At 67.6% G+C, this 18,498-nt stretch carries 18 protein-coding genes and 1 pseudogene; 15 read left to right on the forward strand and 4 right to left on the reverse strand.

Annotation, left to right across the window (positions count from 1 at the left end; genetic code table 11):
- The first annotated feature begins 32 nt into the window (after positions 1-32).
- Both G7B67_RS11855 and G7B67_RS11860 read left to right on the forward strand, forming a co-directional pair.
- Positions 33-1,997 (forward strand): transglycosylase SLT domain-containing protein, encoded by a 1,965-nt coding sequence (locus G7B67_RS11855; RefSeq protein WP_166212692.1) that lies wholly within the window; start codon positions 33-35, stop codon positions 1,995-1,997.
- A 142-nt stretch (positions 1,998-2,139) separates the two neighbouring features.
- Positions 2,140-3,420 carry a multifunctional CCA addition/repair protein gene (locus G7B67_RS11860; protein ID WP_166212720.1) on the forward strand — a complete coding sequence of 427 codons (1,281 nt, stop codon included), beginning with the start codon at positions 2,140-2,142 and terminating at the stop codon, positions 3,418-3,420.
- 54 nt (positions 3,421-3,474) lie between these two features.
- Here G7B67_RS11860 and G7B67_RS11865 read toward each other — a convergent pair whose 3' ends face one another.
- From G7B67_RS11865 to G7B67_RS11875, 3 genes are all read right to left on the reverse strand, one after another.
- Positions 3,475-3,747: a DUF4242 domain-containing protein gene (locus G7B67_RS11865; protein ID WP_166212694.1), complete on the reverse strand. Its 273-nt coding sequence runs from the start codon at positions 3,745-3,747 to the stop codon at positions 3,475-3,477.
- Positions 3,748-3,819: 72 nt separating this feature from the next.
- On the reverse strand, positions 3,820-4,224 hold the full coding sequence (locus tag G7B67_RS11870; RefSeq protein ID WP_166212696.1) for a VanZ family protein: 405 nt from the start codon (positions 4,222-4,224) through the stop codon (positions 3,820-3,822).
- A complete protein-coding gene (locus G7B67_RS11875) occupies positions 4,221-5,444 on the reverse strand; it encodes a class I SAM-dependent methyltransferase (RefSeq protein WP_166212698.1) in 1,224 nt (407 codons plus the stop codon). Before G7B67_RS11875 ends, G7B67_RS11870 begins: the two co-directional genes overlap by 4 nt.
- A gap of 54 nt (positions 5,445-5,498) precedes the next feature.
- Between G7B67_RS11875 and G7B67_RS11880 the strand changes: the two genes are divergently transcribed.
- The 13 genes from G7B67_RS11880 (at position 5,499) to xth (ending at position 18,002) form a co-directional block, all read left to right on the forward strand.
- The gene (locus tag G7B67_RS11880; protein WP_166212699.1) at positions 5,499-6,239 is read left to right on the forward strand and encodes a pteridine reductase; all 741 of its coding nucleotides are present in this window, start codon (positions 5,499-5,501) and stop codon (positions 6,237-6,239) included.
- Positions 6,240-6,690: 451 nt separating this feature from the next.
- Entirely contained in the window at positions 6,691-7,164 is a 474-nt protein-coding gene (locus G7B67_RS11885; protein ID WP_207780926.1) for a hypothetical protein, read from the forward strand.
- Complete coding sequence (locus G7B67_RS11890; protein ID WP_166212701.1) at positions 7,161-8,036, forward strand: VirB8 family type IV secretion system protein; 876 nt, start codon at positions 7,161-7,163, stop codon at positions 8,034-8,036. Before G7B67_RS11885 ends, G7B67_RS11890 begins: the two co-directional genes overlap by 4 nt.
- Positions 8,033-8,800 (forward strand): TrbG/VirB9 family P-type conjugative transfer protein, encoded by a 768-nt coding sequence (locus G7B67_RS11895; RefSeq protein WP_166212703.1) that lies wholly within the window; start codon positions 8,033-8,035, stop codon positions 8,798-8,800. Before G7B67_RS11890 ends, G7B67_RS11895 begins: the two co-directional genes overlap by 4 nt.
- Entirely contained in the window at positions 8,797-9,981 is a 1,185-nt protein-coding gene (locus G7B67_RS11900; protein WP_166212705.1) for a TrbI/VirB10 family protein, read from the forward strand. Before G7B67_RS11895 ends, G7B67_RS11900 begins: the two co-directional genes overlap by 4 nt.
- 11 nt (positions 9,982-9,992) lie before the next feature.
- Positions 9,993-11,030, forward strand: coding sequence for a P-type DNA transfer ATPase VirB11 (virB11, locus tag G7B67_RS11905; RefSeq protein WP_166212707.1), 1,038 nt, complete (start codon positions 9,993-9,995; stop codon positions 11,028-11,030).
- 89 nt (positions 11,031-11,119) lie between these two features.
- Entirely contained in the window at positions 11,120-11,854 is a 735-nt protein-coding gene (locus tag G7B67_RS11910; protein WP_166212709.1) for a lytic transglycosylase domain-containing protein, read from the forward strand.
- Between the two features lie 110 nt (positions 11,855-11,964).
- Positions 11,965-12,288 (forward strand): TrbC/VirB2 family protein, encoded by a 324-nt coding sequence (locus G7B67_RS11915; protein ID WP_243412363.1) that lies wholly within the window; start codon positions 11,965-11,967, stop codon positions 12,286-12,288.
- Positions 12,281-12,592: a VirB3 family type IV secretion system protein gene (locus tag G7B67_RS11920; protein WP_166212712.1), complete on the forward strand. Its 312-nt coding sequence runs from the start codon at positions 12,281-12,283 to the stop codon at positions 12,590-12,592. Before G7B67_RS11915 ends, G7B67_RS11920 begins: the two co-directional genes overlap by 8 nt.
- Positions 12,589-15,078, forward strand: coding sequence for a VirB4 family type IV secretion/conjugal transfer ATPase (locus G7B67_RS11925; protein WP_425482443.1), 2,490 nt, complete (start codon positions 12,589-12,591; stop codon positions 15,076-15,078). Before G7B67_RS11920 ends, G7B67_RS11925 begins: the two co-directional genes overlap by 4 nt.
- Positions 15,079-15,123: 45 nt before the next feature.
- Positions 15,124-15,897: a hypothetical protein gene (locus G7B67_RS11930; RefSeq protein WP_166212714.1), complete on the forward strand. Its 774-nt coding sequence runs from the start codon at positions 15,124-15,126 to the stop codon at positions 15,895-15,897.
- The gene (locus G7B67_RS11935) at positions 15,833-17,095 is read left to right on the forward strand and encodes a TrbL/VirB6 family protein (protein ID WP_243412361.1); all 1,263 of its coding nucleotides are present in this window, start codon (positions 15,833-15,835) and stop codon (positions 17,093-17,095) included. Before G7B67_RS11930 ends, G7B67_RS11935 begins: the two co-directional genes overlap by 65 nt.
- A 136-nt stretch (positions 17,096-17,231) precedes the next feature.
- Complete coding sequence (gene xth / locus G7B67_RS11940; RefSeq protein ID WP_166212716.1) at positions 17,232-18,002, forward strand: exodeoxyribonuclease III; 771 nt, start codon at positions 17,232-17,234, stop codon at positions 18,000-18,002.
- Between the two features lie 167 nt (positions 18,003-18,169).
- Here the strand turns inward: xth and G7B67_RS11945 are convergent.
- Positions 18,170-18,498, reverse strand: a pseudogene (locus G7B67_RS11945) (ATP-dependent RNA helicase RhlB); the annotation flags it as partial.

The following is an 18,498-nucleotide window of genomic DNA, read 5'->3' on the forward strand; positions in this document are numbered from 1 at the left end:
CGGCGCCATCCCCGTCGACTTCGCCACCGGCCGTGGCGGCGGGGCCGGTCGCGCGGTCGCCGGCGCCGGCGACCGCGGCATCGCCATCCGCGGTTCCGGCCCCGGCCTGGCAATGGTTGCGCGACGCCTTCGATGACGCCGACCGCGGCCAGCTGGACGTTGGCGCCTACCCCGCGCTGATCGGTCATCCCGGCAGCCCGGTCCGTGGCTGGGTGCGGTACGCCCAGCTGCGGCACGACCTCACCACCCTGTCCGCCGCGCAGGCCAAGGCCTTTCTCGACGACAACGCCGACGACCCCGCGTTGCAGCAGACGTTTCGCGAGACCTGGCTCGGCGAGGTGGCGCGCCGCGCGGATTGGCCGGCCTTCCGCGCCGCGTGGGTGCCCTCGATCACCGCCACCCCGCTGCGCTGCGCCGAGCTCAACGCGCGCCTGGCCACCGGCGCGGCCGACGCGCAATGGGTGTCCGATGCGCAGTCGCTGTGGCGCAGCACCGGCAAGTCGCTGCCTGATGCCTGCGACGCGCCGTTCGCGGCGCTCGCCACCCGCGGAGGGCTGACGCCGGCGCTGCGTTGGGAACGCATCGACAAGGCCGCCGGCGAGTGGAATGCCGGCGTGATGCGTGCGGCGGCGCAAGGCCTGCCGGGGGCCGACCTGGCCCTGGCGCTGGAATACGCCGCCGGCATGGACCGCCTCGACGATCGCGCGCTGCAGTGGCCGCTGACGCCACGCAGCCGCTGGGTGGCCTCGCAAGCGCTGGCGCGGCTGGGCAAGGACGATCCGGACGCGGCCGAGGCGCTGCTGCCGAAGTTCTCCCGGGCCCTGGGTTTCGAAGAGGCCGACCGCGGCCGGGTGCTGTACCAGGTCGCGCTGTGGACGGTGGCGTCCTACGGCCCGGCGTCGGCGCGGCGGCTGGCGGCGGTGCCCGACAGCGCCTACGACGCGCGCCTGCACGAATGGCAGGTGCGTGAAGCAATGGCGCGTTCGGACTGGCCGGCGGCGCTCAAGGCCATCCAGCGCATGCCCGACGCGCAGCGGCAGGATTCGCGCTGGACCTATTTCGAAGCCCGGCTGCTGGAACTCACCGGCGACAAGGCCGGCGCGCAGGCGGCGTACCGGCGCGCCGCGCGCGAACCGCAGTTCCATGGCTTCCTCGCCGCCGACCGCATCGGCCAGCCGTACGCGCTGTGTCCGTGGCTGCCGCAGGACAGCGCCGCGGACAAGGCGATCGTGGCCAGGGATCCGGCGCTGGTGCGCGCGATGCAGCTGTATCGCGTCGATCGCAAGGCCTGGGCCGAGCGCGAATGGAACGACGCCATCGGCCGCTTCGACGACACCCATCGACGGCTCGCGGTGGAGGTGGCGCAGGACAATGGCTGGTTCGATCGCGCGGTGTTCGCGCTGGGCCGCAATCCCGACGAATTGCGCCTGTATGCGCTGCGCTTCCCGCTGCACCACGACCAGGCGATCCGGCGCGAAGCGGCGAAAAACCGCCTTGATCCGGCGTGGATGGCGGCCGAGATCCGCGCCGAGAGCGTGTTCAATCCCGATGCCCGTTCCGGCGCCAACGCGCTGGGACTGATGCAGGTGGTGCCGGCGACCGCGATGAGCGTCGCGCAGCGGATCGGCATGCCGTGGACCGGCGCCGACAGCCTCTACGACCCGGACATCAACATCGCGTTGGGCACGGCCTACATGCGCCAGTTGCTGGACAAGTACGGCGGCCAGCCCTACGTCGCCATCGCCGGCTACAACGCCGGTCCGGTGCCGGTGCAGCGCTGGCAATCGCAGCGGCCGGGGATGGATCCGGATTTCTGGATCGAGACCATCAGCTACAAGGAAACCCGCGAGTACGTCGCCCGCGTGCTCGCCTTCAGCACCATCTACGACTGGCGCCTGGACGGCAGCGCGGTGCCGCTGGACGACCGCATGCGCGGCGTGCAGGGCGGCAAGCGCAAGTCGTTCACGTGTCCGCTGGAGGCAGTCGCACCGAAGTGACGGCACGCAAGTCCGTTTCCGGGCGCGCGGCGGCGCGGTGGGCGCCTTGGCATGGCGGGTGCAGGACAATCGCGCCTTGAAGGCGTGTCGGCTCGAACGCGTCGTCCATGATGGCCCGTGCCATCATCGCGCGATGGAACCGATGCAGACCTACCTCGTCGGCGGCGCGGTGCGCGACCGCCTGCTCGGGCTGCCGGCGGGCGATCGCGATCATGTCGTCGTCGGCCAGACCCAGGACGCGATGCACGCGCGCGGCTTCCGGCCGGTCGGGCGCGATTTCCCGGTGTTCCTGCATCCCGACAGTGGCGAGGAATACGCGCTCGCGCGCACCGAGCGCAAATCCGGGCGGGGCTATCGCGGCTTCGTGGTCGATGCCGATCCGGCGGTGACGCTGGAAGACGATCTCGCTCGCCGCGATTTCACCATCAATGCGATCGCGCAGCGCATTCCCGACACCGCCAGCTGTGGCGATGGCGCGGATCCGGGCGAAGGCGACGCCGCCCTGGTCGATCCCTTCGGTGGCGTGCGCGACATCCAGGCGCGCGTGCTGCGCCACGTCGGTCCGGCGTTCGTCGAAGACCCGTTGCGGGTGCTGCGCGCGGCGCGCTTCATGGCGCGCTTCGCCTCGCTGGGCTTCACGGTGGCGCCGGAAACGATGGCGTTGATGCGGGCGATGGTCGCCAGCGGCGAACTGGCCGAGCTCGTGCCCGAACGCGTGTGGCAGGAGCTCGCGCGCGCACTGGCCTCGACGACGCCATCGGCCTTCCTGCGCACGTTGCGCGACTGCGGCGCGCTGGCGGTGGTGCTGCCAGAAGTCGATGCGCTGTATGGCGTGCCGCAACGCGCCGAATACCATCCCGAAGTCGACACCGGCGTGCACGTGGAGCTGGTCTGCGACATGGCCGCGCGGCTTGCACCGGGCGATGCGTTGATCGGGTTCGCGGCGCTCACCCACGACCTGGGCAAGGCGCTGACGCCGGAAGACGTGCTGCCGAGGCATCTGGGCCACGAAAGCGCCGGCGTCGCGCCGCTGCGCACGCTGTGCGAGCGGCTGAAGGTGCCACAGGCGCAGCGCCAGCTGGCGACGCTGGTGTGCCGCGAACACCTGAACATCCATCGCCTGTTCGAGCTGCGCGCCAGCACCGTGCACGACCTGCTCGCGCGCTGCGATGGCTTCCGCCAGCCGGCGCGTATCGCGCAACTGGCGATCGCGTGCGAAGCCGACAAGCGCGGTCGCGCCGGGCTTGCCGACGAGCCGTACCCGCAGGCCGTCGAACTGCTGCGCCTGCTGGCCGCGGCGGCCGCCGTGCGTGCCGGCGATGTCGCGCGCGAAGGCCTCGAAGGTCCCGCGCTGGGCGAGGCGTTGCGACGTGCGCGGGTGCGGGCGATCGAAGCGGCGCGCACGCCGCCGCCAGCCGGTTAGGCAGGATCGGATGCGCGCCGCGGTCGGGCCAGCGGCCCGCGTGGCACCGTCAACTCATTCGGCCGTGGTCGGATCGATGATGCTGCTGACCTGGCTCACCGCATTGGCGGGAAAGCCGCCCAGCCGCGCGTGCTCGCGCACGCTTGCCTCGTCCGGCGCCAGATAGACGCAGTAGATCTTGTCGGCGGTGACGTAGCTCTGCTGCCACTGCACCTGCGGGCCCATCTCGCGCAGCACCCCGCAGGACTTCTGCGAGATCGCATGCAGCTCGTCGGGCGACAGCTGGCCGGCGCCGGGGATCTCGCGTTCGATGATGAACCGGGGCATGGGAGTCTCCTCCGGCGACGGGCCGGTCTCCAGCCAAACGCCGACCACCCGCCGGAACGGTCAACCCGCCGATCAGCGGCGTTGCAGGCGCAGCAGCAGGTCGCGCAGCGGGGTCAGCACGGTCGCCATCCCGATCGCCACCCCCAGGGAATTGGCCAGCGCATCGGCCGCGTCCATCTGCCGGGTAGCGGTGAACAGGCCCTGCGCGACTTCCAGTGCCACGCCCAGCACGACCAGGCCCAGTGCCGCGCGCCAAAGCGCGCGTCGCCCCGCGAACAGCTGCACCGCCGCCGCCGCGAGCAGCGCGTAGCCGCCGAGGTGTTCGACTTTGTCGCCCCCCGGCGGCACCACCGGCAGCAGGAATACCGGCAGCAACGACGCCACCACGGTTGCCACCAGGGCCGCGATCCACAGCCCCAGCCACAGCCGCGGATGGCGCAGCGGCTTGAGCACCGCGCCGCGCGCTGCTGCCGTCACAGGCGCCAGCTCAGATCACCGACGAGGAAGGCCGCGCCGAATTCGGCATCGCGCGCGAAGCCCATCGCCTGGAAGCGCTCGCCCATCTCGCCGGGCAGGGTCAGCCGCTTGGCTTCCTGGCGCAGGCGGTAGCGCCCGGCTTCGTCGTGCGCGCGCGCTTCGGCCTCCGCCAACCGCTGCTCCAGCCCGTTGCCGATCAAGAAGCTCGCCTGGGAGCAGTAGCCGCTGAAGTCGAAGCCTGCGCCCTGGCAGGCCTCGGCCAGCGCGGTGAAATCGACCGAGGCGGTCAGGTCCTGCAGGCCCGGCCAGGCGAACAGATCGTTGGACACGCGATGGCGATGGAAGGCGCGCAGGGTGCCGTCGCTGCGCGCCGTATCGTAGTACTCGCGACGCGGATGGCCGTAGTCGATGAACAGCAGCGCGCCACGGCGCAGGCCACCGATCACGGCCTGGATCCAGTACGGCAACTGCGGCAGCAGTTCGCTGCGGTAACCGTCAGGCAACGGTGCTTCGCGCTGGCGCTCGACATGACGCACCGCCGCGGCGAGCAACGCATCGGCCGGCTTGTCGACACGCACGAACCGGCCTTCGCCATCGAGCCCCACGCATTCCTCCATCACTTCGCCCTCGTGCAGGGTGAAGCGCGGTGTCGGCAGCGCATCGATGACTTCGTTGGCGAACACCACCCCGTCCCACGTCGGCTGCACCGGCCCGTCGAGCCATTCCACCAGGTCCAGCAGCAGCGGATTGAGCCGTTGCTGCAGCCGCTCGCGCTGGCGTTGGCGCAGCTCGGCACTGGGTTCCAGGATCGCGTAGCGGGCGGGCAGGGCATCGAGGGCGAGCAGGCGCTTGAGCGCGACTTCGGCGAAGGCGCCGCTGCCGCCACCGATCTCGAGGAACTGCGCCTCGGGCCCCAGCTGGCGCAGCACCGGCGCCACCGCGTCGGCGACGCAGGCGGCGAACAGCGGGCCGAGCTCGGGCGCGGTGACGAAGTCGCCGGCCGGCCCGAATTTCGTCGCGCCGGCGCTGTAGTAGCCCAGTCCCGGCGTGTACAGACACAGTTCCATGAAGCGCGAAAACGCGATCGCGCCGCCGCTGGCGAAGATCTGTTCCTGGATCCGCGCGCGCAGCCGCTCGCTGTGGGCCAGGGCATCGGCGTCGGGCGCGGCCGGCTCGCCGGCGCGCGGTTCCGGGACAGGTGGGTGGGGCGGCTCGGACATGGCGGACCAATGCAGGGACAATGCGCAGGATAGCCGCAGCCACGGGAGGGTCCGATGACACACGCCAGGCCGGTCGCCCTGGTCACTGGTGCGGCGCGCCGGATCGGCGCGGCCATCGCGCGCCGCCTGCACGCCAGCGGCTACGACATCGCCCTGCACCACCGCGACTCGGTGGCCGACGCGCAGGCGCTCGCGGCGGAGCTGGAGGCCGCACGCGCGGGCAGCGTGCAGTTGCTGCGCGCCGACCTGCTCGAGTTCGATCGCCTGGCCGAACTCGTCGCCGGCGTCGTCGGCCGCTTCGGCCGCCTCGACGCACTGGTCAACAATGCATCGGCATTCTTCCCGACCGACTTCGGCGCCACCACGCCCGCGCAGTGGGACCACTTGTTCGGCGCCAACGTGCGCGCGCCGTTCTTCCTCGCGCAGTCGGCCGCGCCGCACCTGCGCGCCAGCCGCGGCGCGATCGTCAACCTCACCGACATCCACGGCGAACAGCCGCTCGCCGGGCATGCCGTCTACGGCATGGGCAAGGCCGCGCTGATCCAGATGACGCGTGCGCTTGCGCTGGAGCTTGCACCGGACGTGCGCGTCAACGCGGTCTCGCCTGGCGCGATCCTGTGGCCCGAGTCCGGCAAGCCCGCCGCCGAACGCGACGCGATGCTTGCGCGCACGCCACTGGGCCGGATCGGCCGCGTCGAGGAAATCGCCGGCGCCGTGCAGTGGCTCGTGCGCGATGCGACCTACACCACCGGCCAGGTCATCCGCGTCGACGGCGGCCGGTCGCTGGCGCCGTAAACCACGCGAAAAGCGATCGGTAATCCGGCCGGCGCAGCGCACCCGGGTCATCGACCGCGCGCTTCCGGTGCAAGGTGTCGCGCGCTAGGCGTCGGCTCCTCTCGAGCATTCCGACGCCGCCTGCACGGTCACGCGCTCGCTTGACGTAGCTGCGCCGTGTCTCTACGCTCCGTCACGCGTTGTGATGGCGCGCCGGCAAGATGCCAGCGAGCCATCGCGTGCAAAGCGCTCGACCAGCCACCACGGCTTCGTCGCAGGGATCAGGGAAGATCAAGGAGAAAATTTCGGCAGGATGCCGACCACGCCCGACGCGGGCGTCACCAGGATGGTTCCACACCATCGCACCGCTCCAGTTCGCTGGAATCCGCCACGCAATGCCCGTCGCCTGGTCCCATCGTGGACCGCGCACGCGTGCGCACGCGCGGCACCACATTTCATTTTTTGGTGAAGCATGAAGCAGCCCTTGGCGGTTGTCGTCATCTGCAGCGTCCTGTCGGCCGGTTGCGCTACCCATTCCGCGCCGGGGATCTCCGGTCAATGGAAGCCGGTGAACCGGTTTCCGGCGTCCACACAGCCGATCCCACTGCACCCGGCCTATCTTTTCTATGCCGCACCCACGGACCGCACGCTCAAGACGATGCTCGAGCGCTGGGCGCTGGATTCGGGAATGTCGCTGGATTACCTGCACCCCTCGGACTTCACCCTCTACCAGCCCGTCGCCGACATCCGTGCGGTGGATCTCGGCCAGGCACTCGATGCCTTGAATGCCCTGTATGCCGCAAGTGGTGTTCGGATCAGCTTGCGTGGAAACGCCATCGTGGTGGATCCGCTGGCAGCTGCGCAGGCCGCCGATCCCAGCGGACAAACCACTGGTGCGCTGGCCGCGCATATTGCGGCGATGGTGATGGAAGCCCGCCAGCCATGACTCTCATGCAAGGCAACGCGAATCCGCAGGTCGACAAGGCGCTCGCACGCTCGATCGATTTCGAGCTCACGATCGCCGACCTCGCGCGGCGCAGCGAACGTCGCGCCTGGTGGGTCGCGGGCGCCGCGGTCCTGATGTCGCTGGTGCTCCTTGGCGGATACTTCTACCTGCTGCCGCTGAAGCAGAAAGTGCCGTACCTGGTCATGGCCGACGCCTATACCGGCACCAGCACGGTCGCCAGGCTGGCCGGTGACTTCACCGATGGCACGATTACCGCCAGCGAAGCGATCAACCGTAGCAACGTCGCGCACTTCATCCTCGCGCGCGAAGCCTACGACTACAACCTGATCCGCCTGCGCGACTGGACTACCGTCTATACGATGGCAGCGCCCGATGTCGCCGCGGCCTACAGCCACCTGCACGCGGCGACAAACCCGGACAGTCCGTACAACACCTACGGCAAGACGCATGCCATCCGGGTGGCGATCCTGAGCATCCAGTTACTCGATGGCGGCGGCGCCGCCCCGGCGCGTGGTGCAACCGTGCGTTTCCAGCGCAGCGTCTACGATCTCATCTCGGCGACGTCGCGGCCACTGGACAGCCGCATCGCAACGCTCGCCTTCACCTACAAACCCAACCTCGGGATGAGTGAGAAGGACCGGATCGAGAACCCGCTGGGTTTCCAGGTCACCAGTTATCGCGTCGACAACGATTACGCGCCATCGCCGCCGCTGGAAAGCGCACCAGACCCGTTGCAGGCCGCCAGCGCGGCTCCGGTCCCCGGGGCGTGGTCGACAACCATGCCTGCATCGCCTGCTGGCACCGGGACGCCAGTGGTTCCCCCGCCTGCTACGGGAATCGATCACCAATGAGTAGCCCGAGCAACCGAAATGCCCTGGTGGTGGCGCTTGCCCTGATGCTCGGTACGTCGTCGACGCACGCCGAAGTGATCCAGCAGTACGACTACGTGCCTGACGCGATCTATCAGGTTCGCACCGGCCTTGGCATCACCACCCAGATCGAGCTGAGCCCGAACGAACACGTCGTCGACTTCAGCACCGGCTTCAGCAATGGCTGGGATCTGACGCGCCGCGACAATGTCTTCTACCTGAAGCCAAGAAACGTCGACGTCGACACCAATCTCGTCATCCGCACTGAAACCCACTCCTACATCTTCGAACTGCGCGTCGTCGCCACCGACTGGAAGGCACTCGACCAGGCAAGGCAGTGCGGAGTCCAGTACAAGATCAGCTTCCGGTATCCCAACGACACCCGGTTTGCAGCCACGACCGACACCGGGACGTCGCAACAGGCCGAGCCGGCGATGAGTACCTCGCTGGAAAAAGACCGTCGCTACAACTTCAACTACGCCTACGCGACCCGTACCCGGCAACGCTGGCTCATTCCGTCCACAGTGTATGACGACGGCCGCTTTACCTATGTGCGCATGAACAGCGCCATCGGTACCGTGAGCGGTGATTTCCCCGCGGTGTTCGGCCGCGACCGGGAGGACGGTGAGGACTTCGTCGTCAACACCACGGTCGAGCACGACACCGTGATCGTCCACGGCACCTATCCGTACCTCGTGATCCGTCACGGCAAGGACGTTGTTGCGCTTCGCAGGAACACGCCATGACACCGTCAACGCAGGCGGCAACCGAATCCATGGACCCGGCGCTGGCGAGCAATCCCTATGCGCGTGGAGCGGCGTCGATCGCCGACCTGGATGCGAACGCGCCATTGCTGCAATCGGGCGAGCTGCAGCGACTCGACCGCAAGGCGCTGGTGTTCCTGGCCGGCATCGTAGGCTTGCTGGTGGTCTCGGCGGCGTGGTTGTTTGCCGGCGCGTCGACAGCCGACGGCAAGTCCCGCCGCCGCGAGGAAACCGTCGTCATCCCCGAGCTGCCACGTCCGACGGCAGCACCCGCTGCAACGCCCCCGATGGCGCCGCCGCCGATGGAGGGTGCAGTCGAGGAAGCGCCGGTGGACCTGCCACCAATCCCACTGCAGGCGCCGGCGCCGATTGCCGTACCGATGGCCGCGCAACCACGCCTGCCGACGTTGCGCGAGCGCCGCGAAGGCGTGTCCACCGCCATGGCCAGCACGGATTCTCCCGATAGCCATGTCCGGGCGCTGCTGGCGGGATTGCCGGCGCCGGGGGCCCCCGGTGCGACGCCCGCTGCTGCCACGCCCGTCGCGGCCGATGCGGCGAGCGCGCAATACATCAACCACCCGGACACCCTGCTGGCGCGCGGCACCTACATCCGCTGCGTGCTCGAGACCCGGATCGTCACCGACATACCCGGGTACACGTCCTGCGTGGTGACCGAGCCGGTGTATTCGATCAATGGCCGCAACCGCCTCCTCGCCAGGGGATCGAAGGTGTCCGGGCGCTACGACACCGATGCCAATGGGCCACGCGTCGCCGTCGTATGGGACCGGATCACGACCCCGGACGGTTTCGACATCCGCATGGCCAGCCCGGGCGTGGACAACCTTGGCGGAGCCGGCCACCCGGGCCAATACGACGCGCACTGGGGCAGCCGGATGTCCGCCGCACTGATGATCAGCATGGTCAGCGACCTGTTCAAGTACGAAGGAGAACTCCATGGGCCCGATACCACGACGATCAGCAATGGCGTGGTGACGCAGGCGCCGTTCGACAGCAACACCGCGCGCACCATGGAACGGCTCGCCAACCAGGCCCTGGCACGCAGCATCAATCGACCGGTGACCGTCACCATCAACCAGGGTAGCGTGGTGGACATTTACGTCGCCCGGGACGTGGACTTCGCGCCTGTGATCGAGGGTCGATGATGGCTGCCGCGATGCCAGCCGACGACGACGCGCACGCGCCGATCTCCGGGGATTTCCTGGCCTACCAGTACCAGGTGCTGGGGATCGCCCCGTGGATGGAGGCCGGGGATGTTTCCGAAATCTGCATCAACCGGCCGGGGGAGCTTTACGTCGAAACCAGGGCCGGCTGGCAGCAAGAGCGGGTTCCGGGAATGACCTACGAGCGCGCCCGCCAGTTCTGCACCGCGGTGGTCAACGAGAGCAACACCGGCCAGCGCATCACCGACGCCGATCCGGTGGTATCGCTGACCTTTCCAACAGGACAACGGGCGCAATTCGTCATTCCCCCCGCATGCGATGCAGGCAGGGTTTCGATCACCATCCGCCTGCCATCGCGATCCGGCAGGTCATTGCAGGAATACCGCGAGCAGGGGTTCTTCGATCGCATCGTGGAGCAGCCGGACCGCCTGCCGGACCAGGATCGGGAGTTGCTGAGATTGCGTGAGGCCCGCGACTACGCCGGATTTTTCCAGCTGGCCGTGCGCGCCCGCAAGAATATCGTCGTGTCGGGCGCCACCGGCAGTGGCAAGACCACCTTCATGAAGGCATTGGTGCGCGAAATCCCCGCAAGCGAACGGCTGGTGACGATCGAGGACGCACGGGAACTGTTCATCGACCAGCCCAACGTCGTCCACCTGCTGTATTCGAAGGGCGGCCAAAGCGCGAGCAACGTGACCGCCAAAGCCTGCATGGAGGCTTGCCTGCGGATGAAGCCGGATCGGATCATCCTGGCCGAGCTGCGCGGCGATGAAGCATTCTATTTCATACGCAACTGTGCATCCGGGCATCCGGGTTCCATCACCAGCTGCCATGCAGGCAGCGCACGCCAGACCTGGGACCAGTTGGCATTGATGGTGAAAGCGTCGGCCGAGGGCGCCGGCCTCGAGTTCGATGTCATCAAGCGGCTGTTGAGGATGACGGTCGACATCGTGGTGCACATCCAGTCGCACGCGGGTGAGCGCCGGATCACCGCGATCGATTTCGAGCCGGAACGCATGTTGCTTCCATAGCAGCGGTTCGGCGCGCCCGGACGGTGCCCGGCGGCGCCGTGCCGGATGTGGAAACGCGCGCAAGCGCGGGCGTGTACAGGAGGTACGCGGTGTTGCCCAACATGGACATGATGGCTTGCCCCGGCATGGCCGTTCCGGCGGTGCTGATGCAGCACGTCGTCGACGTCGAATCATCCTTCAACCCGTACGCCATCGGCGTCGTTGGCGGCCGCCTGGCACGGCAGCCACGCAACATGGGCGAGGCCATCGCCACGGCACGCATGCTCGAACGCGAAGGCTTCGATTTCTCGCTCGGGCTGGCACAGGTCAATCGCAGCAACCTGGCGCATTACGGCCTGGCTTCCTACGCGCAGGCATTCGACGCCTGCCGCAACGTGCGGGCAGGTTCGCGCATCCTCGCCGAATGCCACGCGCGTTCCGGCAACGACTGGGGCAAGGCGTTGAGTTGCTATTACTCGGGCGACTTCGTCACCGGCTTCCGCCAGGGTTACGTCCAGAAGGTGTTCGCCTCGATCCAGGCATCGCTGCGCTCGTCCGGCGACCTCGGCGGGCGGTCCCGTGCCGGCGATGGCGTGGCAACGGCAGGTCCATCGCCTTCGGGCTCGCCCCCGCCATCGTCGCGGCAGCTTGAACGGCTCCCGGGCACGGCAGGCCGGCAGCGGCAGGAAGCGACATCACCACGCCCCGCGCAGCGACTCCCCGTCGTCGTGACCATCGGTGCGGCAGTACCCGCGAGGCCCGCCGATATCGCTGCGCGCGCGCAAACCGCCGCGGCCGACGCGCCGACACCGGCCGTTGCGCCCGACCAGGCATTCGTTTTCTAGCCATACATTCCACTGACCACCACCACGCGCAAGCAAAAAAGGACGTTCCCATGCACGCACCAGAAGATCGCTTCCCCAGCCGTCGCCTCGCCCGCTCCATCGGAGGCGCCATGTTTGTCCTCCTGATCGCCCTGCCGACCGTCGTCCTTGCCGAGGGCGCTCCCGACTTCGGCGGCACGGACAGCAAGGTCACCGGCTTCCTGCAGAACATCAACGGGCTTCTCAACCTGGCTTCGATCGCCGTGGTGACCATCGCGGTGATCTTCGCCGGCTACCAGATCGCCTTCGCGCACAAGCGCATTGCCGATGTGGCGCCGATCCTGGTCGGTGGCTTCCTGATTGGAGCCGCTGCCCAGATCGCCCGCATGCTGGTAGGCGACGGCGGCGGGGCGATTGCCATGGCGGTCCAGGCGTTGCCCGCGCTGTATGCGTAAGAACCTGCTGTTCCGCGGCTGCACGCGCCCGGCGATGTTCCTGGGGGTGCCCTACATGCCGTTCTTCGTCGGTGCCGGCAGCTGCCTGCTGCTGGCGCTGTACCTCAACATGTTCTTCCTGCTGCTGGCGCCGCCGGTGATTTTCGCCATGCGCCAGATGGCACGGCGGGACGAAATGATCTTCCGCCTGCTCGGCCTGCGTTGGCAGATGCGGTTGCGGGCAAGGAACCGGAGCGGTCATGCCGGCAACTGGGTGTTCACGCCGAACCACTACCGCGGCAATACCCGCCCGGTGTCGCGATGAAGCGCCAGGCATTGGAATCCCCGTGCGAGACCGCAATCGGTGAGTTCATCCCGCTGTCATCACACGTCTCGCCATCGGTGATCAAGACCACCGGCGGTGATTACCTGCTGGCATGGCGGCTGGGGGGACTGCCCTTCGTCGGGCGCGACGAATGGGAAATCGAGCATCGCCACAACACCTTCAACCGGCTGCTGCAGACGTTGCGCGCCCCGGACTTCGCCAACCTTGCATTCTGGGTGCACGATATCCGTCGCCGCCGGCGGATCGACGCCTCGAGCCGCTTTGCACAGGCGTTCAACCAGGAGCTCTCAGACCAGTACTTCGCCGCGCTGTCGTCGCAGAAGACGATGCAGAACGAGTTGTACCTGACGATGATCTACCGCCCGATCACCGCCGGGAGGCGCTTCGTGGAGCGGTCGGCGGATGTCCGCCGCCTGCAGTCCGAACAGGAGCAGGCGGTAGCCAAGCTCCATGAGCTGGCTGGCAACCTTGAAGCGGTACTCAAGGACTACGCCCCGCGCCGGCTAGGGATGTACGAAGCGGCCAACGGTGTGGCGTTCTCCGAAACCCTGGAACTGTACGGCTACCTGCTCAACCGCATCGACCAGCCGGTCCCGGTACTGGACGCGCCGGTATATGGCTACCTGCCGGTAAGCAGGCACCAGTTCGCCGACAAGAGCGGTGACTTCATGATCGCCACGCCGCATGGCGAGAACCACTTCGGGGCGATCCTGAACATCAAGGAATACACCGAAGCGACCTACCCCGGCGTCCTCAACGCGCTGAAGTACCTGGACTTCGAATATGTCATCACGCATTCGTTCAGCCCGATCGGGCGCCAGGACGCGCTCAAGGTGCTGGATCGGACCAAGGGGATGATGGTCTCGTCCGGCGACAAGGCCGTCAGTCAGATCATCGAACTCGACCACGCCATGGACCAGTTGGCATCGGGCAATTTCGTCCTGGGGGAGTATCACTTCACCATGGCGCTGTACGCCGACAGCCAGGCGCGGCTGTCGCAACAGATCGCGACTGCCCGCGCGGAATTGTCCAATGCCGGATTCGTCTCGACCAAGGAAGACCTGGCGATCGCCCCGTCGTTCTATTCACAACTTCCCGGGAACTGGAAGTACCGCACCCGGTTGGCGAACGTAAGCTCGTTGAACTTCCTTGGATTGTCGCCGCTGCACAACTTCGCATCAGGCAAGGCGCTGGGGAATCCCTGGGGCGAATGCATCACCACCCTGCAGACGACCAACGGACAGCCCTACTACTTCAATTTCCACGCCACCCATCCGGGCGAGAACTCGTTCGGCGAGAAGGCGATCGGCAACACGATGGTCATTGGCAAGTCCGGTACCGGCAAGACCGCCCTGATCAATTTCCTGCTCAGCCAGGCGCAGAAGCTGCAACCGTCGCCGACGATTTTCTTCTTCGACAAGGACCGTGGCACCGAGATTTTCGTGCGTGCCTGCGGCGGCAACTACCTTGCGCTCGAGAATGGCCGGCCAACCGGGTTCAACCCGTTCCAGTGCGAGAACACCCAGGCCAACGCGCAGTTCCTCGCCGGCCTGGTCAAGACGCTGGCGGGCAAGCCCGCGTACACGGCGCGCGAGGACGAGGATGTCTTCCGTGCCGTTGAAGGGATCCTTGATACCCCGCTGCACCTGCGCAGCATGACCAACTTCCAGAAGAGCCTCCCGAACATGGGCGACGATGGTCTGTTTGCGCGCCTGCGCAAGTGGACGCGAGGAAATGCGTTGGGCTGGGTCTTCGACAACCCTGTCGATACCATCGACCTTGGCCAGGCGAACATCATCGGATTCGACTACACCCAGATCATCGACAACGCCGAGGTCCGGGCACCGGTGATCGAATACCTGTTGCACAGGCTCGAGTCGCTGATCGACGGGCGCCGCCTGATCTATGTAATGGACGAGTTCTGGAAGATCCTCGATGGCGGTAGCGGCCTGAAGGACTTCGCCAAGAACAAGCAGAAGACGATCCGGAAGCAGAATGGACTGGGCATTTTCGCCACCCAGAGTCCCGAGGACGCGCTTGCGAGTGACATTTCCGCGGCGCTGGTCGAACAGACCGCAACCATGGTGCTGCTGCCCAATCCCAACGCCAGCCGCTCCGATTACATCGACGGCCTCAAGCTGAGCGAAGCCGAATACCAGGTGGTCGTGAACCTCGACGAACGCTCCCGCTGCTTCCTGGTCAAGCAGGGGCATGCGTCCAATGTCTGCCAGCTGAACCTGCGCGGGATGGACGACGCCCTTGCGGTGATCTCGGCGTCTACCGACAACATCGAGATCCTGCGTGTCCTGCTTGAGGAGCAGGCGCAGGCGCACGGGGTCGGCGTCCAGGACCTCTCGCCGGAGCACTGGCTGGCACGCTTCCAGGCGCGCCGCAAGGGATCGGGCAGCTCCGATGCCGGGGAAGCTGAAAGCCCCATGCAGCAGCGATCGTTCTCACAGGCGTAACCCACACACGCGACAGCCGATGTCGCACTGCAACCGGAGGATCGAATGAAGACACGGATGGTCGCTACACGCCCCGGCATCGGCCGCATGCCGTCATTGCGATATATGCCCTTGGCCGCCGCGCTGGCGCTCTGGGCGGTCAGCGGCGTCGCCGCCGCGCAATGGGTCGTCACCGATCCGGGGCATACGGCATTGACGTATTCGGGCTGGCTCGAGGAACTGATCTCCCAGGGCGAGCAGTACGCCCAGCAGATCGAGCAGTACCGCACCCAGGTCCAGCAGTACGAAACCCAGGTGCGTCAATACGAGCAGCAGTACGTCAAGGGTGGCGTGTTCAACCAGAATGCGATGGCGACCTATCAATTCAGACCGCGGCCGGTAAACGCCGGGTTGGCGCAGCGTTGCCCGACGGGATTGCGTGCACTGCTGGCCTCGCAGGCGCTGGCTGACAACTGCGCCGCGATCGTCCAGACGGAAAATGCCCGCTACAACGCCATCGTCGCCGTGCTCGACGTCTCGCGGAAGCGCGACGAGGAGCTGAAGAAGATCTACACCGAGCGCGCGACGATATCGCAGCAGGATGCCGGAGCCCTCCAGGCCAACAACAACCGGCTGCTGTCGATGCAGAGCCGGATGCAGGTGGACGTGCAGCAGGCTCGAAGCCAGACCGAGGGTTTCGATCGCCTGCTCGAACTGCTGCGGGAGGACCAGCGGCAGCTGGCCAGCGAAACCCTGGACGGTAGCGGGTTGGCGGGTGGCGTGGTTCGCGGTGCGGCCCTGCGCGCCGCCCTGGACTCGGCGCGACGAAGCGATCGCTGAAGCGATTCGCCGCAACCCGTGGCGACGTCAACATGCGGCCACAGTAGAGGACATGGACATGTGGGATACCGCGCTGAACTTGCTGGGCCAGTTTCCCGGCGTGCTGCACCTGGGCGGATTCCCGGTCGCGCATGCGTCGGCCGGGGTTTCCGACCTGCTGTTCTTCCGCGAGATCAACAGCTTCCTGACCGGCGAGATCGAGGTCTTTCGCGACAACCTGCTTGGACGCACCGCCACGCTGCTTGGTGGTGCGGCGCTATCGCTGTTGACGCTCTGGATCATGATCCAGGGCTACCGGATAGCGATTGGGCAGTCGCGCGACTCGATGATGGCGCTCGTCACCAGTTCGCTGCGCGCCGTGCTCATCGTCGGCCTTGCCACCGCGGCGGCGGCGGCGGGCGGCTCGGCCTACCGGGTGGTTACTGACGGCCTGAGCAGCGAGGTCAGCCGCATGGTCACCGGCACGGACGAAGACGTCTACGATCGGATCGACAAATGCCTGGCATACATGCAGGTGGCGCTGTCGAGCATCGACACGCTCGACGTGGCGGGTGACACGATCCTCAACGAGAAGAAGGACCGCGCGATGTGGTTCGCCGGTATCGGCACCGGTGGCCCTGCGGTCATGGCAGGGACGATGCTGCTGCTCAACAAGGTGGCGATGGCGCTGTTCGTCGGCCTCGGGCCGCTCTTCATCCTGTGCCTGCTCTTCGACCAGACAAAGGGCCTGTTCGGGCGTTGGCTCTATTACGGGTTGGGGACGATGTTTTCGCTCGCCCTGCTGAGCGTGATGGTGACGTTGGCCACGGACATGGTGATTGCCGTCGCCGCGTCGTTCTGGACCAGCGCACTGGTCGGCGCAGGTCCCGACAGCATCAGCAGCATGGCCCTGCAGCAGGGTGGCATGGGGGTCGTCCTTTCGATGCTGATCATGGCGGCACCGCCCATGGCGGCGATGTTTTTCAGCGGCACGCTCGGCACCTTCGTGCCGTATTCGCAGATGACCACCAATGCGCCGGCGCGCAACCAGTCGATGCCACAGGGCTACTGGCCTGCCGCGTCCCATGCGGCCATGGCCGGCGAGAGCGCTGGCAACGTCGGCCAAGGGGTGGCGTACCCACTGGATGCGCACGCCATGTCGCGGCTGGTCGGAAGCGGTGTCGGCAGCGGACAGCCGCGGGTCGGCTCGCTCGCATAGCGGCTGGCATCCGCTGCCCAGGTGAACGCCGAGCGTTCGGCGGCGCAGGACGCGACGTGCGACTGCCGAGCGTGGCCAACAGCGGCCGGCCGCCGCTGGCTGCGGACCGCCCCGCACCCGCACTACACTGCGCGCCATGAAAATCGCCAGCTGGAACGTCAACTCCCTCAACGTGCGCATGCCGCACCTGTCGCAATGGCTGGGTGAGTCGCGGCCCGATGTGGTGGCGCTGCAGGAAACCAAGCTCGAGGACGGCCGCTTCCCGGACACGGAGCTCGCGGCGCTGGGCTATCGCAGCGTGTTCGCCGGGCAGAAGACCTACAACGGCGTCGCCATCCTCGCCCGCGGCCATGCGATCGAGGACGTGCAGGTCGGCATCCCCGGCTTCGATGACGAACAGAAGCGGGTGATCGCGGCCACCATCAACGGCGTGCGCATCGTCGACTTCTACATCGTCAACGGGCAGGCCGTCGGCAGCGCCAAGTTCGATTACAAGATGCGCTGGCTCGCCGCCGCGCGGGCGATGCTGGCCGACGAACTCGCGCGCCATCCGCAGCTGGTGGTGCTGGGCGACTTCAACATCGCGCCGACCGACGCCGACGTGCACAACCCCAAGCGCTGGCAGGAGAAGATCATGTGCTCCACGCCCGAACGCGATGCGCTCGGCGCGATGGCCGCGCTTGGACTGCACGACAGCTTCCGCCTGCATTGCGACGAAGCCGGGCACCATTCGTGGTGGGATTACCGGCTGCTCGCGTTCGACCGCGGCTGGGGCCTGCGCATCGACCTGGTGCTGCTGTCCGACGCGCTGCGCGCGCGCTGCACCGGCGCCGGCATCGACCTGGCCCCGCGTGGCTGGGAACGGCCGAGCGACCACACGCCGGTGTGGGCGCAACTGGACTTGTAAGGCGGGTTCCACCGCCGGATGCGGCACGCTGGAGGTGCATCGCGTCGCCAGCAGCCGCGTTGGGGAGCGGCTGCGCCGCGTCGCCGGGCCGAAGGTCGCGGAGGGCAGGTTGCCGTCCGCCCTGGGTCCGCGCGTCGCCGTGAGCGGGCCGGAGCCCGCCCCTTTCCTCAATGGTCGGTACGCGGTCCGCGGGTGACGATCGCGCCCAGGCGGCGCTTGATCCGCGACAGCAGCGAGGGGGCCTGGTTGTTGTCGGGCTTCGGCGTGACCCGGGTGGCGACGACCTGCGAAGGCGATGCCGGTTTGGCGGGCGTGCTGGCCTGGCGCGGCGGTGCGCCCTCGGCACCTTCGATGCGCTTGCCGCCACGGCGGCGACGGCGCTTGCGGGTCGGATCCGAAGCGGTGTCCGCGGGTGCGGCCGTGGCTGCGGCGGGTGCGGCGGGTTTCGCCTGCTCGCTCGCTGCCGGGGGACGCGGCGCCGACGGCTTGCGCGGCG

This window comes from Cognatiluteimonas telluris (assembly GCF_011320095.1).
Taxonomy (GTDB): Bacteria; Pseudomonadota; Gammaproteobacteria; order Xanthomonadales; family Xanthomonadaceae; genus Cognatiluteimonas; species Cognatiluteimonas telluris.

What these genes read in the sequence shown, in the direction of transcription:
- G7B67_RS11880 (WP_166212699.1), top strand. Translation starts at nt 5,499, where the DNA reads ATGACACACGCCAGGCCGGTCGCCCTGGTCACTGGTGCGGCGCGCCGG.
- G7B67_RS11920 (WP_166212712.1), top strand. Translation starts at nt 12,281, where the DNA reads ATGCGTAAGAACCTGCTGTTCCGCGGCTGCACGCGCCCGGCGATGTTC.
- G7B67_RS11895 (WP_166212703.1), top strand. Translation starts at nt 8,033, where the DNA reads ATGAGTAGCCCGAGCAACCGAAATGCCCTGGTGGTGGCGCTTGCCCTG.
- G7B67_RS11885 (WP_207780926.1), top strand. Translation starts at nt 6,691, where the DNA reads ATGAAGCAGCCCTTGGCGGTTGTCGTCATCTGCAGCGTCCTGTCGGCC.
- xth (WP_166212716.1), top strand. Translation starts at nt 17,232, where the DNA reads ATGAAAATCGCCAGCTGGAACGTCAACTCCCTCAACGTGCGCATGCCG.
- G7B67_RS11925 (WP_425482443.1), top strand. Translation starts at nt 12,589, where the DNA reads ATGAAGCGCCAGGCATTGGAATCCCCGTGCGAGACCGCAATCGGTGAG.
- G7B67_RS11930 (WP_166212714.1), top strand. Translation starts at nt 15,124, where the DNA reads ATGAAGACACGGATGGTCGCTACACGCCCCGGCATCGGCCGCATGCCG.
- G7B67_RS11865 (WP_166212694.1), bottom strand. Translation starts at nt 3,747, where the DNA reads ATGCCCCGGTTCATCATCGAACGCGAGATCCCCGGCGCCGGCCAGCTG.
- G7B67_RS11890 (WP_166212701.1), top strand. Translation starts at nt 7,161, where the DNA reads ATGACTCTCATGCAAGGCAACGCGAATCCGCAGGTCGACAAGGCGCTC.
- virB11 (WP_166212707.1), top strand. Translation starts at nt 9,993, where the DNA reads ATGCCAGCCGACGACGACGCGCACGCGCCGATCTCCGGGGATTTCCTG.
- G7B67_RS11860 (WP_166212720.1), top strand. Translation starts at nt 2,140, where the DNA reads ATGCAGACCTACCTCGTCGGCGGCGCGGTGCGCGACCGCCTGCTCGGG.
- G7B67_RS11915 (WP_243412363.1), top strand. Translation starts at nt 11,965, where the DNA reads ATGTTTGTCCTCCTGATCGCCCTGCCGACCGTCGTCCTTGCCGAGGGC.
- G7B67_RS11875 (WP_166212698.1), bottom strand. Translation starts at nt 5,444, where the DNA reads ATGTCCGAGCCGCCCCACCCACCTGTCCCGGAACCGCGCGCCGGCGAG.
- G7B67_RS11900 (WP_166212705.1), top strand. Translation starts at nt 8,797, where the DNA reads ATGACACCGTCAACGCAGGCGGCAACCGAATCCATGGACCCGGCGCTG.